This window comes from Pseudomonas sp. RIT623, from assembly GCF_004519305.1.
Taxonomy (GTDB): domain Bacteria; phylum Pseudomonadota; class Gammaproteobacteria; order Pseudomonadales; family Pseudomonadaceae; genus Aquipseudomonas.
On sequence record NZ_SOZA01000013.1, the window covers coordinates 103,461 to 119,320 of the forward strand.

General features: G+C 66.8%; 10 protein-coding genes. 2 read left to right on the forward strand and 8 right to left on the reverse strand.

The window, feature by feature from the left end; all coding sequences use genetic code 11:
* Positions 1–110 precede the first annotated feature (110 nt).
* Positions 111–455 carry a cupin domain-containing protein gene (locus E3U47_RS11835; RefSeq protein ID WP_023631693.1) on the forward strand — a complete coding sequence of 115 codons (345 nt, stop codon included), beginning with the start codon at positions 111–113 and terminating at the stop codon, positions 453–455.
* Positions 456–555: 100 nt separating this feature from the next.
* On the opposite strand, the gene mmsB is transcribed toward E3U47_RS11835, so the two are convergent.
* Complete coding sequence (gene mmsB, locus E3U47_RS11840; protein WP_134691620.1) at positions 556–1,446, reverse strand: 3-hydroxyisobutyrate dehydrogenase; 891 nt, start codon at positions 1,444–1,446, stop codon at positions 556–558.
* A 10-nt stretch (positions 1,447–1,456) separates the two neighbouring features.
* A complete protein-coding gene (locus tag E3U47_RS11845; RefSeq protein WP_134691621.1) occupies positions 1,457–2,983 on the reverse strand; it encodes a CoA-acylating methylmalonate-semialdehyde dehydrogenase in 1,527 nt (508 codons plus the stop codon).
* A 133-nt stretch (positions 2,984–3,116) separates the two neighbouring features.
* Here E3U47_RS11845 and E3U47_RS11850 point away from each other — a divergent pair, with 133 nt between their 5' ends.
* Positions 3,117–4,067 (forward strand): LysR family transcriptional regulator, encoded by a 951-nt coding sequence (locus E3U47_RS11850; protein WP_134691622.1) that lies wholly within the window; start codon positions 3,117–3,119, stop codon positions 4,065–4,067.
* Positions 4,068–4,106: 39 nt separating this feature from the next.
* On the opposite strand, the gene E3U47_RS11855 is transcribed toward E3U47_RS11850, so the two are convergent.
* From E3U47_RS11855 to recC, 6 genes are all read right to left on the reverse strand, one after another.
* A complete protein-coding gene (locus tag E3U47_RS11855; RefSeq protein ID WP_134691632.1) occupies positions 4,107–4,589 on the reverse strand; it encodes an OmpA family protein in 483 nt (160 codons plus the stop codon).
* A gap of 21 nt (positions 4,590–4,610) precedes the next feature.
* A complete protein-coding gene (locus E3U47_RS11860) occupies positions 4,611–5,882 on the reverse strand; it encodes a diguanylate cyclase domain-containing protein (RefSeq protein ID WP_134691623.1) in 1,272 nt (423 codons plus the stop codon).
* Entirely contained in the window at positions 5,879–6,454 is a 576-nt protein-coding gene (locus E3U47_RS11865) for a YfiR family protein (RefSeq protein WP_134691624.1), read from the reverse strand. Before E3U47_RS11865 ends, E3U47_RS11860 begins: the two co-directional genes overlap by 4 nt.
* A 70-nt stretch (positions 6,455–6,524) precedes the next feature.
* The gene (recD, locus tag E3U47_RS11870) at positions 6,525–8,600 is read right to left on the reverse strand and encodes an exodeoxyribonuclease V subunit alpha (protein ID WP_134691625.1); all 2,076 of its coding nucleotides are present in this window, start codon (positions 8,598–8,600) and stop codon (positions 6,525–6,527) included.
* Complete coding sequence (gene recB / locus E3U47_RS11875; protein ID WP_134691626.1) at positions 8,597–12,268, reverse strand: exodeoxyribonuclease V subunit beta; 3,672 nt, start codon at positions 12,266–12,268, stop codon at positions 8,597–8,599. The genes recD and recB overlap by 4 nt, the downstream gene beginning before the upstream one ends.
* Positions 12,265–15,747, reverse strand: a complete 3,483-nt coding sequence (recC, locus tag E3U47_RS11880) for an exodeoxyribonuclease V subunit gamma (protein WP_134691627.1) — start codon at positions 15,745–15,747, stop codon at positions 12,265–12,267. Before recC ends, recB begins: the two co-directional genes overlap by 4 nt.
* Positions 15,748–15,860: the final 113 nt, after the last annotated feature.

The window sequence follows — 15,860 nt, forward strand, 5'->3', positions numbered from 1 at the left end:
CCCTGCCGGCATAGCGCGCGCAGACAGCTGAACGTCGAGCCTAGGCAACCGTGCCCAAGGCGATGGCCCTATGGTGATGGATCATTTCGCCACTCATCTGGAGCCACGCCATGTCCGATTTCATCACCGTCCTGCGCGAAACCTGCCCGACCCCGGTGGTCGACGCCACCAAGTGGAAACGCATCGGCGGCGACCCGCACACCGTCAACCTCAATGCCTACCTGTCCGCCGACGGCAGCAAGATCATGGGCACCTGGATCTGCACGCCGGGCAAGTTCGAGGTCAACTATGAGAAGTGGGAATACTGCCATTTCCTCGATGGCTATTGCATCGTCACGCCTGAGGGTGAAGAGCCGAAGCATCTGAAGGCTGGGGATGTGTTCGTGATCGAACCGGGGATGAAAGGGACCTGGGAAGTGGTGGAGACGGTGCGCAAGTACTTCGTCTTTGCCTGATAGCTCGAAGCAAAAAAATCGCGGAGCGCATGCCCCTCCCCCAAGGTGCGCAGTTACAAGGGGGAAGACCATGCGATCCGCGATCAAGTCCACTCGCGGGTCAATCCTTCTTGCGGTACCCCTCGACAATCGCCGAGAAATCCTTGCCACCCTCGCCGCGCAGGCTCATGGCCTGGTACAGCTGCTGGGCCACGGCGCCGAGGATCACCGGCTGGTGCGCCTGGCGCGCGGCCTCGGTGGCCAGCCCCAGGTCCTTGAGCATCAGTTCGGCGCCGAAGCCGCCGGTATAACCCCGTGAAGCCGGGGCAGTCTCGATGATGCCTGGCCACGGGTTGTAGGTGTCCGAACTCCAGCAACGTCCGGTCGAGCTGTTGATGATCCCGGCCAGCACCTTGGTGTCGATGCCCAACGCATTGCCCAGGGCCATGGCCTCGGACACGCCGATCATCGAGATGCCCAGCAGCAGGTTGTTGCAGATCTTGGCGATCTGCCCGGTGCCCACTTCACCGCAGTGCACGATATTGCGGCCCATCTGCTCGAGCACCGGCTTGAGCGTGGCGAACAGCTCGGCGCTGGCGCCGACCATGAAGGTCAGGGTGCCGGCCGCCGCGCCACCGGTGCCGCCGGAGACCGGCGCATCCCCCATGTCGATGCCCTTGGCCGCCGCGGCCTTGGAGACCTCACGGGCGGTCTGCGGATCGATGGTGCTGCAGTCCACGGTCGGGGTGCCGGGGCGGATGCCGGCCAGCACGCCGGTGTCTTCGTCCAGGTACACGCCACGCACATGAACGGCGGCCGGCAGCATGGTTATCACCAGCTCGCAGTTGGCGGCGGCGTCCTTCGGCGAGGTGCTGACCTGCCCGCCCAGCTCGGCGAGTTCGGCCAGCACGGTCTTGTTCAGGTCGAACAGGTTCAACTGGTGTCCGGCCTTGATCAGGTTACGGGCCATGGGCGCGCCCATGTTGCCCAGGCCAATGAATGCGATACGCATGACGAGCTCCTTAGCGCAGGCTGATGGTGGTGTTCACACCGTCATTGACGCTGTCGTCATCGAACCAACGGGCGGTGACGGTCTTGGTCTGAGTGTAGAACTGCACCACCTGCTTGCCGTATGGGCCGAGGTCGCCAAGCTTGGAGCCACGGGACCCGGTGAAGCTGAAGAACGGCACCGGCACCGGGATCGGGATGTTGATACCCACCTGGCCGATATCGATCTCGCTCTGGAACTTGCGCGCCGCCGCGCCGCTCTGGGTGAACAGGCCGGTGCCGTTGCCGAACGGGTTGGCGTTGACCAGGGCGATGGCCTCGTCGAGGGTATCCACCTCCAAAGTCACCAGCACCGGGCCGAAGATTTCCTGGGTGTAGATCTGCATGTCGGTCTTCACCCCGGAGAACAGGGTCGGGCCGACGAAGTTGCCCTGCTCGTAGCCCGGCACCTTGACGTCACGACCATCGAGTTCGAGCTTGGCGCCCTCCTTGATACCGCTGTCGATCAAGCCCAGCACGCGCTCCTTGGCGCGCTTGGAGACCACCGGGCCGACATCGGTGCCCGGCTCGTTGCCGGCATTGACCTTGAGCTTGCTGGCCGCTTCCTTGATATCCGGCAGCCATTCGCGGGCCTTGCCCACCAGCACCGCCACCGAGGTGGCCATGCAGCGCTGGCCGGCCGCGCCGAAGGCCGCGCCGACCAGGGCGTTGATGGTCTGGGTGCGGTTGGCGTCGGGCAGCACCACGGCGTGGTTCTTGGCGCCCATCATCGACTGCACGCGCTTGCCGTGCTGGCTGCCCAGGTTGTAGACGTGGGTGCCGACCTCGGTCGAGCCGACGAAGGAAATCGCCTTGATGTCCGGGTGGGTACAAATGCCATCGACCACCTGCTTGCCGCCGTGCACCACGTTTAGCACGCCGGCCGGGATGCCCGCCTCCAGCGCCAGCTCGACCAGCATCATGGTCGACAGCGGGTCCTGCTCGGACGGCTTGAGCACGAAAGTGTTGCCACAGACGATGGCCATCGGGAACATCCACAGCGGGATCATCGCCGGGAAGTTGAACGGGGTGATGCCCGCGCACACGCCGATCGGCTGGCGCAGGGTGTAGGTGTCGACACCACCGGCGACGTTCTCGGCGAACTCGCCCATCTGCAGGGTGCCGATGGACGCCGCGTGCTCGACCACTTCCAGGCCGCGGAAGATATCGCCTTCGGCATCGGCAATGGTCTTGCCCTGCTCGGCGCTGAGGGTCACGGCGATGCGTTTGCTGTGCTCACGGATCAGTGCCTGCAGCTTGAGCATGATGCGCATGCGCGCGCCGATCGGGGTGTCGCGCCAGGTCTTGAAAGCGCGCTCGGCGGCGGCCACGGCGGCGTTCACCTCCTCTTCGGTGGCGAACGGCACCCGCGCCAGCACTTGCTGGGTGGCCGGGTTGACGATGTCGCGCCACTCGGTGGTTTTCGACTCGACCCATTGGCCGTCGATCAGCAGCTTGACCTGCTCGACCTTGGTCTGGTCGGGCGTCTGGGGTGCGTTCATCTGCGCTCTCCTTGGAATTATTGTCGGAACGAAGACGCCTACGCCGGCATGGACACGGGGTGGCGTACAGGGGCTGAGATCGAGTATAGATGTGCAAACATCCAACAAGAATGCACAAAAAAACCGGATCATCATGCAAAAAGACCTCACCTCCCTGAGCGCGCTGAACTGGGACGACCTCAAGTTCTTTCTTGAGGTAGCGCGCACCCGCAAGGCCAGCAGTGCGGCCAAGCGCCTGGCCGTGGACTACACCACGGTGTCGCGGCGCATCGGTTCACTGGAAGGGGCGCTGGGCACTTTGCTGTTCGAGAAGTCGCGCACCAACGGCTTCGTCCTCACCGCCGAGGGCCAGCGCCTGCTGGGCTATGCCGAGTCGATCGAGAGCACCCTGCACATGGCCTGCGAGCAAGTCTCGGGCTCGGGCGTGGCGTTGTCGGGGCATGTGCGCATGGGCTGCACAGAGGGCTTCGGCAGCTTCTTCGTCACCCCGCAGCTGAGCCATTTCGTCGACGCCTGGCCGGCGATCTCGGTGGATATCCTGCCGCTGCCGCACTTCATCAGCCTGTCCAAGCGCGAAGCCGACATCGTCATCGCCCTGGAGCGCCCGGAACATGGCCCTTATGTGTGCTGCAAGCTGTGCGACTACCGCCTACGCCTGTATGCCACCCAGGACTACCTGGACAGCCATGAACCCATCCGCGAGATCGCCGACCTGGGGGGCCACCCGTTCATCAGCTACGTGGACGACCTGGCCTTCAGCTCGGAGCTGCTGTACCTGGCCAACCTGATCCCCAATGCCCAGGCCCACCTGCGCAGCACCAGCGTGATCGCCCAGTACACTGCGGCGTTGCAAGGGCGCGGGCTGGCGATCCTACCGTGCTTCCTGGCAGCGCAGGACCCACGGCTGGTGACGGTGCTGCCGGAGCAGGTCGAGGTGACGCGGCAGTTCTGGATGTACTGCCGGGAGGACCTGCGCAAGTTGAAGCGGATCACCCTGCTGTGGGATTACATCCGTGAGGTGACCGAGGCCAATGCGCCGTTGTTGATGGGGGAGACGCGGGAGATGAAGTTCGCGCGGGATTGAGGTAGGCATCATCGCGGGGCAAGCCCCGCGATGTCGGTATCACTCCGACCCCACCACGATCGACACCCGGCGATTCTCCATGCGCCCCGCCGCGGTGCGGTTGTCCGCCACCGGCTGGCTGCTGCCCATGCCGCGGGTCTGGATGTTCTGCGGCTGCATGCCGATGCCGGCCAAGGCCTTGGCCACGCTCTGCGCGCGGCGCTCGGACAACTGCTGGTTATAGGCGGCCTTGCCCGAGGCGTCAGCGTGGCCGTCTATGCGCACCCGCTGGATGTTCACCGACAGCAAGGCCTTGCCGATTCGCTCGACGATCGATTCGCTCTGGCTGTTGAGGCTGTCCAGGTCGCTGCCGAACAGCACCTTGCCCGACAGGTCGAACGCCCAGCCTTCGTCGGTCGGGGCGAAGCCCTCGCGCTTGAGCACCGCCACCTGCTCGGCGGTCAGGCCCTTGGGCGGCACGCTCTGGCAGCCGCCAAGCGCCAGCAGCGCGAGCAGCAGGGCAAGCATCGGGAAACGCAGCATGAAAAAACGGTTGGTCACGGTTCAGCTCCTGTTCTTTACGTCAGTGGCACGGCGCTCCGGCTGGGCCACTTGCCAATGGCCACGGCGCTTGCGCTTGGCCTGGTACATCGCCGCATCGGCGGCATTGAGCAGACTGGCCGGGTCGCGGCCGTCGTCGGGGTAATAGGCGATGCCGACACTCAGCGAAGTAGTGATGCTGTTGCCATCCTCCAGCGGCACCGGCACCTTCATGCTGGCAATGATCTTCTCGGCGATGCGCTGGGCGTCCTCGCGCGAGTGCAGCGGCGTCAGCAGAATGGCGAACTCGTCGCCGCCCAGGCGCGCCACCAGGTCATGCTCGCGCAGCTGCGCGCGCACCCGGCTGGCGACGCTGACCAGCACCTGGTCGCCCACCGCGTGGCCGAGGCTGTCGTTGATCTGCTTGAAATGGTCGCTGTCGAGGAATAGCAGCGCCAGGTGCTCCTCGTTGCGCGCGGCGCTGCGCAGGCTGCGGCTCAAGCGGCCCTCGAAGAACGCGCGGTTGGGCAGGCCAGTGAGGCTGTCGTGGCTGGCCTGGTGGGCGAGGCTCTCGTTCTCGCTCTGCAAGTGGCTGTGCCAGGCTTCCAGCTCATCGAGCAGGGCGTTGAAGTCGTTACCCAGCTCATTGAGCTCGGCGATCTGCGTCTCGGGCACGCGCCGGTCGAAACTACGCTCGCGGCGCGCCGCGTGGGCGACGCTGGCCAGGTGGCGCAGCGGCCGGATGATATCGCCGAACACCCGGCGCGACAGGTACAGCGCCAGCACCGCGCTGAGCACGGTACACACCAGGATGCCAACCAGGCCGCTGAGCAGGAAGCGCACCAGGCTGCCGCCCTGCCCGGTCAGCTCGATATGGCCGACCCGCTGGCCCATGTGCTGCACCGGCATGTTGATCGGCTCTTCCAGCAGGCTGCGCGCCACCTGGCTCTGCAACTGCGCCATCACTCCCTGCTCATCGCGTTGCCAATGGGCCAGCAGGTCGCCGTCGTTGTCGTACACCTTGGCGTCGGCCACCTCCTCGGTGGCGGCGATCAGCGCCAGCGCCTCGTTGGCCGCGGCGCTGTCGTCGAACACCACGGCGGCCTCGACGGTGTAGTTGATGGAGCGGGCGATCAGGTGCAGGTTGTGGTTGGCGTAGACCCGCAGCGCCGCGACCCCGAGCAGGGTCACCAGCACACCGGCAAGACCGGCGGCGAGCAAGGCCACGCCCAGGTGGCCGCGGCCCAGTACCGCACGCAAGGTTGGCCGGCTGACGCGCTTGGCTGGACGTTTCATGGCTGCCCTGCCCGGCGGCGCGACAGTTGCAGCACGCTGGGGTGGATGCGCACGCCGCTGCGCGCGACCGAGTCGAGGTTGACGTCGAAGGCCACCTGCGGGTCGCCAATGCGCAGGCAGAACAGGCTGCCGACCGTGCACGGGTCGCCGGCCTCGCTGATGCTCAGTACCGGATGGCCGTTGAGCGCCTGGAACAGCCGCTCGCGATGGGCCTGGTCGAGCTTGCCGATGTACACCGCATCGCAGGCACTGGCCACGCTCGGGTCATTGGCCAGAAGGCGCCGCACCTGCAGCGGCTGCCCGGAGTTCTGCACATTGCCCTTGATCAGGTCATCGGCGTACTCGGTGGGGCCGATCAGGCACAGGCGCAAGGGGTTGGGCTCGGCCGGCCAGCGTGCGTAGCTGAGAATGCCCAGCACCACCTGGGTAACGGCCCGGGCGCGCTGCTGCACTTGCGCGTCCGGCACGGTGCCGGCCGCCCAGGCAGACGCGCCGTTCGACAACAGCAGGGCCATCAGCAGCGAGAACGCACAGCCCGTCACTCGTCTCAAGGCCGAGACAGCCACTGTCATGGAGGGAAATCTCACAAAAGTATTTGCAGATAATGCCGCAACGATAGCATATCGGCGGCGAACTCCAGAGTCAGACTTGCTCCAGCATCAGCCCCGACACCCGCCTGACCTTGCGCTCCACAGCCTCCTCGAACACCCCGGCGCGCGGCTCGATCAGGCTGAAGCAGTGCTTGGCGCGGGTGATGCCGGTGTACACCAGTTCCTTGGTCAGCACCGGGTTCAGCGCATCGGGCAACACCAGCGCGGTATGGCTGAACTCCGAGCCCTGAGACTTGTGCACGGTCATGGCGAACACGGTTTCCACTTCGCTGAGCCGGCTGGGCAGGACGAAACGCACGCCACCACTGCCATCGTTGCGCGGGAAGGCCACGCGCAGCAGCGCCTCGCCCTGCTCGTCCGGCAGGCGCAGGGCAATGCCGATATCACCGTTCATCAGGCCAAGGCCGTAGTCGTTGCGCGTCACCAGCACCGGGCGGCCCTCGTACCAGGGTTGCTGGGTGTCGATCAGCCCGGCATTGTGCAGCACCCGGGCGACCCGTTCGTTCAGCCCTTCGACGCCCCAGGCGCCCTTGCGCACCGCGCACAGCAACTGGAACGCCTCGAAACTGCGCAGCACCTCGCCGGCCCATTGCTCCCAGCGCGGATCGTCGACGGGCGTGCCCGGCGCCGGGCGCAAGCGGCCAATCGTGCGCAGGTAGCTGCGGTAGCCTTGCGGACCCTCTGCGCCCTGGTTGAGGCCATCGAGCAGCAGGCGATCGAAGCGCTTGTCGTGCTCGCCACCGAGCGTCAGGCAGAACACATCGTCGAGCCGGGTGGCCAACAGCGCCCGCGCCTCCAGCGCCTGCTGGCGGTTGACCAGCCGCGCCAGCTGGCCGATGCCGCTGCCCTCACCAAAGCGCCGGGAATGGCGCAACATGACAATCTGCTGGGCCAGTGGCTTGCGCGGCTCAACGCCCGCTTGCAAACCGATGTCGGCCAGCGACTGCCCCCCCACTTGCTCCAGCCAGGCCAGGGTCTGCGGCCAGTAGCAGCCATCCTCGGCATCCCGGCACAGGTCGCCCAGCACCGCGCCGGCTTCCACCGAGGCCAACTGGTCCTTGTCGCCCAGCAGCACCAGACGCGCGCTGGCCGGCAGGGCATCGAGCAGGTTGGCCATCATCTCCAGGTCGATCATCGACGCCTCGTCGACCACCAACACATCCAGCGGCAAGGGATTGCCCGCGTGATGGCGGAAGTGCCGCGACCCGGGGCGGCTGCCCAGCAGGCGGTGCACGGTGCTGACCTCGGTGGGGATCTGCTCGCGCACCTCGGCTGCCACTTGCAGGCGCGCCACCTGTTGGCCAATGGATTCGGTCAGACGTGCCGCGGCCTTGCCGGTCGGCGCTGCCAGGCGGATACGCAGCGGCCGCCCCTGCTCGACCGCGGGCGCCTGCAACAGGGCCAGCAGGCGCACCACAGTGGTGGTCTTGCCAGTACCCGGGCCTCCGGTGATCACGCTGAAACCGGCTCGGGTAGCCAAGGCACAGGCAAGCTTTTGCCAATCCACCTCCCCCGCGGGGGCGCCGCCGTCGAACAACTGCGCCAGGCGCTGCGGCAAGTCAGCCTGCAACGGCAGCTGCCGTGCCAGACGCTGGTGCAGCGTGGCGTCGATGCGCCGCTCGTAGGTCCAGTAGCGCCGCAGGTACAGGCGTTCGCCACTGAGCACCAAGGGTCGTGGGCGTTGCGCAAGGGCATCGCCATCGGCCACCAGGGTGCTTTGGCCGATGCGCTGCAACCACAGCCCCAGGTCGAGGCTGCCCAGCAGCTGCGAGGGCAGCAGCAGGGGACCGGTCAGGGCATCCCCTTCCGGTGGCAACGACAAGGCAAAGTCCGGTTCGGCAAGGGTCTGGCGCAGGTCGAGGCAGACATGGCCATGGCCCAGCTGATGGCTGGCCAACGCCGCCGCCAGCAGCACTAGCGGGTCGCTGCCGGGCGCGCGCTCCTCGAGGAAGCTGACGAACGCCCGGTCAAGGGCGCGCAGCCAGCCACGCTCGACCCAGCGATCGAGCAGGGCCAGCAGGTCATGGCTGTCGCCCAGTGGCGCCAGGGCGCTGAGGTGTTCGGCCTGCAATGGCGTTGGCAGCAGGTCGTCGAGGCGTCGGCTCATGGCGCGGCTCCGGCAAACAGGTCCTGTTGTTCGGGTGCGTGCTCGCCGCGGAACAGCGCGTCGAGCTGCTCGATCAGCGCCCGTGGCGGCCGGGTGTGGTACAGCCCATGGCCCGCCGTGGTGACACCACGCAGGAAGATGAACAAGGCACCGCCGACATGGCGGTCGTAGTCGTAGTCGGGCAGGCGTGCGCGCAGTTGGCGATGCAGGGCCAGCAGGTAGAGCACGTACTGTAGGTCGTAGCGATGCTCGAGGATCGCCTGCTCCATGGCCTGGGCCTCGTAGGCGCCGGCATCGGGGCCTAGCCAGTTGGACTTGTAGTCGGCCACGTAGTAGCGCCCATCGAGTTCGAAGGCCAGGTCGATGAAGCCCTTGAACATGCCGTTGAGCACGGTCGGCAAGGCCGCCGGGCGCGCGGCGCCGACATGGGTATGGCGCGCCACCAGTTGATCGAGCTGCTGCGCATCGACCCGGTGGCTGGCGAACCAGAACTCCATCTCGATCTGGTACTGGCGCAACCCCGCCAGGCTTACCGTAGTACCCTGCAGCGGCAAGGGCTGTACCAGCAGCTGTTGCAGCCATTGCGTGAGCGTCGGGATCCAGCCTTTCCAGTCACGCCGGTTGCAACGCCGGCCAACGGTGCGCTCGATCTCGGCGGGCTGGGCACTGACCTCGGCAAAGCCTTCGCGCCCGGCCCACTCGAGCAGGCCATGGAGGAAGGTGCCGGGGTTCGGGCCGCGCGGGAAGCGATGAATGTCGCCCGCCTCGGCCGGCACCTCGCGCAGCAACTGGCTGTCCAGGGTTTCGTCGTCCAGCAGTTGCTGGGCCTGGGAGCTGTCGGCGACCAGCGTCTGGTCGCCCAGGCGCAGGGCGCTGTACGAGGCGATCCACCAATGCTCGGCGGCGGCGCGCCGTGGTTTGCGCGGTGGCAGCAGCTCGCGCTGGTTGTCCGGTATGCGGTAGCGCTGTTCGTCGGCCTGCGGCAACGGCAGCCTGGCGATGCTTGGGCTACTGGCCGCCAGGGTGTCGAGCCACGCGGCCAATTGATTGCTCGCCGCCAGCGGCACGCCACCGCCGAGCAGGTAGCCCAGGGCCGAACGGTGCAACTGCGAACCGCGCTGGGTGCCGCGCTTGAGGTCGGCCACCCCCAGCCAGCAGGCATGCTGGGCCCGGGTCAAGGCCACGTAGAGCAGGCGCAGGTCCTCGGCCAGGCGTTCATCGTCGGCGCGCTCGATCTGCCGTGCATCGGGGGTCAACGTGAGGTGTGCGACCCCCTCGTCGTCATGCCAGCCCAGCGGCAGGCGCTGGCCGTCCACCGGCTTGCTGGTGCAGATGAACGGCAGGTAGACCAAGGGGTACTCCAGGCCCTTGGACTTGTGGATGGTCACCACCTTGACCAGCTGTTCGTCGCTCTCCAGGCGCAGGATCTGCTCTTCGCCGGCCTGCCCGGCGGTGGCCAGGTGCTCGGTGAGGTGACGGATCAGCGCCTGCTCGCCATCCAGTTCGCCCGCCGCCTGTTGCAGCAGCTCGGCCAGGTGCAGCAGGTTGGTCAACACCCGTTCGCCGTCGCTGCGGCCCATGAGCGTGCGCGGCAGCCGGAAGTCATGCAGCAGGCGGCGCAGCATCGGCAGCACGCCCTGGCGCTGCCAGGTATCGCGGTAACGCCGAAAACGCATCACCCAGTCCTCCCAGACGCGCTCGTCCTGGTTCAGCCGCTCCAGTTCGATCAACGGCAGGTCGAGGGTCAGGCTGGCCAACGCGGCCTTGAGCAGGCGCTCGGAATCCGGCTCGGCGCAGGCCTTGAGCCAGGCCAGCAGGTCGTGGGCCTCCTGGGCGGCGAACACCGAGTCCTTGTCCGAGAGGTACACGCTGCGCACGTCGCGGGCAGCCAGCTCGGCGCGGACCATCTGCGCCTCGCGGCCATCGCGCACCAGGATGGCGATATCCGACGGTAGGCACGGCCGCAGCTTGCCGGCCGCATCGGCGAAACCGGTGACTCCCTGCTGGCCGCCATCGAGCACGGCGACGATATGGCTGGCGCAACTGGCCGCCAGGCGCTGGCGGTACAGGGTGCTGGAGACCGGCTCGTCACTCTCCAGGTGCCAGCATTGCAACGCGGCGCTGGCCTGACCGTCGATCAGCAACTGCTCGCTGCGGCCCTTGGCATGGACTTCGACGAAGGGCAGCGGGTTGTCGCCCTCGGCGCGGAACAGGAACGCACCGCGCCCTTCGCGGCGCGCCTCGGCCTCGAGGAACACCCGGTTGACCGCCGCGACCATGGCCTGGCTGGAGCGGTAGTTGGTGTCCAGGCTGTGCAAGCGCCCGGCGGTGGCACGCCGGGCGGCCAGGTAGGTGAAAATGTCGGCGCCGCGGAAGGCGTAGATCGCCTGCTTGGGGTCGCCGATCATGAACAGGCCGGTGTCCGGGTTGTTTTCGCCGATCCGGTAGATGCGCTCGAAGATGCCGTACTGCACCGGGTCGGTGTCCTGGAATTCGTCGATCAAGGCCACCGGGAACTGCTCGCGGATCAACCCCGCCAGGCGCTCGCCAGCGTCGCTGCCCAGTGCATGCTGCAAGCGCAGGAGCATGTCGTCGAAGCCCATTTCGGCACGTCGGCGCTTTTCCACCTCGAAGCGCGCCGAGACCCACGCCGCGGCATGCTCCAGCAGGCGCGCATCGGGGCTGGCGAGCCCCTGCAATTGCTCGCGCAGGGTTTCCATGGCCCGCAGCGCCGGGTGTTCGGGTGGCTCGCCGGCCTTCCAGGCTTCAGCCATGCCGACCGGGGTCAGGCGGGTGAAACCGGTGCCCAGGTCCAGCTCCATGGCCTGCCCATCAGCAGCCCAGGCGCGCAGCTTGTCGAACCAGGGCTCGAAGTAGCGCGCTTGCAACTTACGCCCGTCCGCCTGCTTGGCGGCCACGGCATCGCGGCAGATCTGCTGCAACTCGTCGGCCCAGACGCCCCATGGCGCCTTGAGTTGGCCCAACTGCTCGGTGCGCTGGCGCAGGGTCGCTTCGATCAGCGCCTGCGGGTCGTCTTCGTCGGCCTGGCCACGCACCCGCCCGAACAACGGCCTGATGCGCGGCAGCAAGGCATCTGGGCTACCCCAGTTGCCACGCACCCAAGCCAGCGATTCGCCGCGCATGCCGTAGCAGAAGCGCCGCCAGTAATCGCGCATGACCTGCCCAAGCAGTTCGCTATGGTCGGTTTCCAGGCTCTGGGTGAACAGGCTGCCACTGTCGAAGGCGTGTTCGCGCAACATGCGCTGGCACCAGCCGTGGATGGTCGACACCGCCGCTTCGTCCATCCATTGCACGGCGATCTCCAGGCGGCTGGCGCAACGCGGCCAGTGCGCCTGTGGATAATCGTCACGCAGTTGATGCAACAGCGGATCGGCGTCTTGCAGCTCGCCACGGAAGAACCGCGCCGCCTCCGCCAGACGCGCGCGGATACGCTCACGCAGCTCCTTGGTGGCGGCGTCGGTGAAGGTCACCACGAGGATCTGCGGCGGCAGCAGTTCGCGGCTGAACGCCTGCGCGCCGCCATGCCCGAGGATCAGGCGCAGGTACAGCGCGGAAATGGTGAAAGTCTTGCCGGTACCGGCGCTGGCCTCGATCAGTTGGCTGCCGTGCAGGGGGAAACTCAGCGCCAGGGGGCGGGCTTGGCTCATTGGTCGCTCTCCGGGTTACCCAGGGTCTGCCAGGGCGCGGCGAACAGCGGGCGATACAGGGTTTCGCACCAACCTTCGAACGTCTCGTCCAGGGCCAGCGCGGCAAAGTCACGGAATTGCCGGGCCAGGGCCAGGCTCTCGCTGCGCTCGCCGAAACTGTTCTGGCCATCGCCTTCGTAAACGCGGGTCGCGGCAGCCAAGGCCTTGTCCGGGTCTTCCTGGGCGAGCCAGGCGAAGGCGGTCTTGGTCGCCACCGGCAACGGTGTGTTCATGCCTGCCTGGCGCGCCACCAGCAAATCACCCAGGCGCTCGGCGGCCTCATGCTGGGGCAGTGGGCCCAGCAGCAGGGTGATATCGCTGGCCACCAAGGCGCTGTGCTGTGGATAACCGCAGGCGCATGCGGCCAGGTGCATGACCCAGGTCGGTACCAGGCGGTGCCATTTCAGGTTGTTGCGCCCCGCGCTGATGGCATTGGGTACCGTGGCAATGCTCAGCAGGCTCTGGTCTTCGGCCTGGTAGACCCGGCCGAGCCAGCCTTCCAGGCGGTGCGGCCCGTGTTCGAAGTGAATCGGCAAGGCGCCTTCGACCACGCTCGGCCAACGCTGCAGCAACTGCCGGAGGCGTTGCAGCAGGTCCGGCAGCGGCTGGATCAGCTCAACCTGCAGGGCCTCGCCGAAACCGGCCAGGGGCAGCAGGCCACAGGCCTGGAGGCGGCGCGCCTGGGTGTGCAGCGCTTGCTCGGCGTTGTCCGGGTCGGCCAGCGCCGCGCCCAGCAGGCTTTCACTGAGGCCGTAGCGTTGCAGCGCATCGAGACTGAAGGGCTCTTCGTCCGGGGTCGGTGCTTCCAGGGCTTCGAAGAACACTTTCAGGCGCTGGCTGAAGAAGTGGCGTACCGGGTGACGCAAAAAGTCCTGCAACTGCGTCAGGCTCAGCGGTTCATCGCTGCTGTAAGGCGACAGCCTGGCATGCTCGGCCTGTCCCTCGGCATCGGCCTGGTGCAGCACCAACCACTCGTTGGCGAAGCTGAACAGCGGGCTACCTTTCTGGAAGTAGCGCTGGCTGAAAGGTTGCAATGGGTGCTCCTGGGTCAGCGCGTGGAGCAACTGTTGCCCCGGGTCGTCCCGTTGCCCGGCCTTGGCGCCGGCCAACTGCCAACCGGCGGCCAGGTGATCGCGCAACTGGCCGACCAGCACCGAGGCCGGGCGCTCGCTGTTGTCGCGAATACTGCGGCCCACCCAACTGACATACAACTGGTCACGTGCCGAAAGCAGGGCCTCGAGCAACAGGTAGCGGTCATCTTCGCGGCGCGAACGGTCGCCAGGTCGATAGTCGCTGGCCATCAGGTCGAAATCCAGTGGCGGCTGCGCCCTCGGGTAGTCGCCGTCGTTCATGCCCAGCAGGCAAACCACGCGGAACGGGATGGCCCGCATCGGCATCAGCGTGCAGAAATTCACCGAGCCGGCCAGGAAACGCTGGGACAACTTGCCCTGATCCAGGCCCGACAACCAGGCCTCGCGGACCACCGTCAACGGCAGCAGGTCCTGCAGGCCGACCGCCTCGCAGGTTTCCAGCCAGGTGTCGCGCAGGTCCTGGAGCTGCACCAGCAGCAGTTCGTCATGTTCATCCTCGGCCAGGAAGAACACCTGCAACAGGGCATGCAGCCGCTCGCCCCACTCAGTGGCGGTGGCAGGCTGCGACAGGGCCTGGCAGGCCACATCCAGGGCATCGAGCAGCGCGACCAGCGGGCCGATCAACGCAGCATCAAGGCCACCGATCTCGTCGTAGGGCTCGATACCGTCGCAGCCCTCGCCCACCCCCACGGCATAGCCAAGCAGCATGCGCCGCAGGCCGAATCGCCAGCTGTTCTGCTCCAAGCCTTCGGGCAGGCCCAGGGTGGCACGCTGCTGGGCACTGAGTCCCCAGCGAATGCCGGCGCCTTCGATCCAGCGGTGCAAGGTGGCCAGGTCGCTCTGCTGGATGGCAAAGCGGGCACGCACGGCCGGGACATCCAGCAGGTCGAGCACTTCGCTCACGGCGAAGCGGCTATCGGGCAACTTGAGCAGGTGCTCCAGCGCGATCAGCAACGGGTCGCGGCCACGCTGGCCCTGGTCGGTCAGGGTGAAGGGGATGTAGCGCGGGTCGTTGCGCTCCAGCTGGCCGAATACCGCGCGGATGTGCGGCGCGTAGGTATCGATCGCCGGAAGCATGACGATGATATCCCGCGGGCGCAGGCTCGGGTCGGCGCTGAACCTGGCGAGCAACTGGTCATGGAGGATCTCCACCTCACGTTGCGGGCTGTGGGCGACATGAAAGCGCACCGAGCGGTCCTTGGCAGGCTCCACCGCCGGCCATTGCTCGCGGGTCTCCGCCAACGGGCGCAGCTCGAGGATATCGTCCTGCAACTGGTTGAGCAGGGTCTTCGGCTCGCCGTCACTGAACAGGTCGATGCGCCCGTCGCTGAAGACGCTCTGGTAGCTGCCAGGGTCGTCGTAACTGTCAAGCAGGTTGATGTAGTCGCGGCCCTGTTTGCCCCAGGCGGCTAGCAATGGGTGGGCGTGCTGGTGCAGCAGTTCGTCGTCCAGTTGCAGTGGCATGCCCTGCTTGCGCTGCTGGCGTTTGTACTGGTGACGCAGCAGGTCCTTGTCGGCGACGATGTCGCCCCAGTGATGGCGGCAGGGGTTGTGCACGCACAGCAGAACCTGGCTGAAACGGGCAAGACCGGCCAGCGCCTCGAGAATCTGCGCAGGCAGCGACGAGATACCGAAGACGATCAGCCGCGCAGGCAGGCCGGCGGGGGCTTGCTCCAGGCTGTTGATCCGCTCGATGAAGCGTTGGTGCACCCCGGCCCGACTTTGCGCCATGCCGGCTTCACCGACGTCCTCGAGCAGGATCCGCCACAACTCGGCCTGCCAGCGATTACCTGAGGCCAGGGGCTTGCGCTCACCGCGCGCGCTGTTGAGTACATGGGCACCGTTGGCCCAGTCCTTGAGCCAGTCGGCGCGGTAGACCTGGTACTGGTCGAACAGATCGGCCAGGCGCTCGGCCAACTGGTAGCGCTTGCGCAAGTCGCTGTCATCGGTGAGGAAGCGGCGCAGCGGCTCGAAGTGCGGTAGCTCGATCACCTCCGGGAGCAGGCGCATCAGGCGCCAAGTCAGCGGGGCCTTGTCGAGCAGCGACACCTCGGGGATTTCGTCGCGGCCCAGTACCCGGCGATACAGCTGCCACATGAAACTGCCCGGCAATTGCACCTCGATCGCCGCGGCAATGCCACACCCTCCCTGGTCGTCCTCCTGGGGATCCTCGGCCAGGGCCAGCTTCAGCCATTGGGCGATACCGTTGCTCTGCACCAGGGCGATTTCGTTTTCCAGCGGCGCCAAGGGATAGCGACGCATCACGCTCACTACCAGGTTGCGCAAATCATCCAGGCGGTTGCCCTGGACGATCATGAAGCCTGGGTGCAGTGAGGTGGTCTGGGGCATTGGTTGTTCTCGGGAGGCGGTCGGTTCCAAGGGGGAACCTTAACACGGAGCAGATGGCGGCAGCGTCGCTTGCCTGCGGCGCCCGGCACCGGTAACCGGTATTTTGCCGCCAC

Coding starts and splice junctions, on each gene's coding strand:
- recB (WP_134691626.1), bottom strand. CDS start 12,268: ATGAGCCAAGCCCGCCCCCTGGCGCTGAGTTTCCCCCTGCACGGCAGC.
- E3U47_RS11865 (WP_134691624.1), bottom strand. CDS start 6,454: ATGACAGTGGCTGTCTCGGCCTTGAGACGAGTGACGGGCTGTGCGTTC.
- E3U47_RS11850 (WP_134691622.1), top strand. CDS start 3,117: ATGCAAAAAGACCTCACCTCCCTGAGCGCGCTGAACTGGGACGACCTC.
- recD (WP_134691625.1), bottom strand. CDS start 8,600: ATGAGCCGACGCCTCGACGACCTGCTGCCAACGCCATTGCAGGCCGAA.
- E3U47_RS11860 (WP_134691623.1), bottom strand. CDS start 5,882: ATGAAACGTCCAGCCAAGCGCGTCAGCCGGCCAACCTTGCGTGCGGTA.
- recC (WP_134691627.1), bottom strand. CDS start 15,747: ATGCCCCAGACCACCTCACTGCACCCAGGCTTCATGATCGTCCAGGGC.
- E3U47_RS11845 (WP_134691621.1), bottom strand. CDS start 2,983: ATGAACGCACCCCAGACGCCCGACCAGACCAAGGTCGAGCAGGTCAAG.
- E3U47_RS11835 (WP_023631693.1), top strand. CDS start 111: ATGTCCGATTTCATCACCGTCCTGCGCGAAACCTGCCCGACCCCGGTG.
- E3U47_RS11855 (WP_134691632.1), bottom strand. CDS start 4,589: ATGCTGCGTTTCCCGATGCTTGCCCTGCTGCTCGCGCTGCTGGCGCTT.
- mmsB (WP_134691620.1), bottom strand. CDS start 1,446: ATGCGTATCGCATTCATTGGCCTGGGCAACATGGGCGCGCCCATGGCC.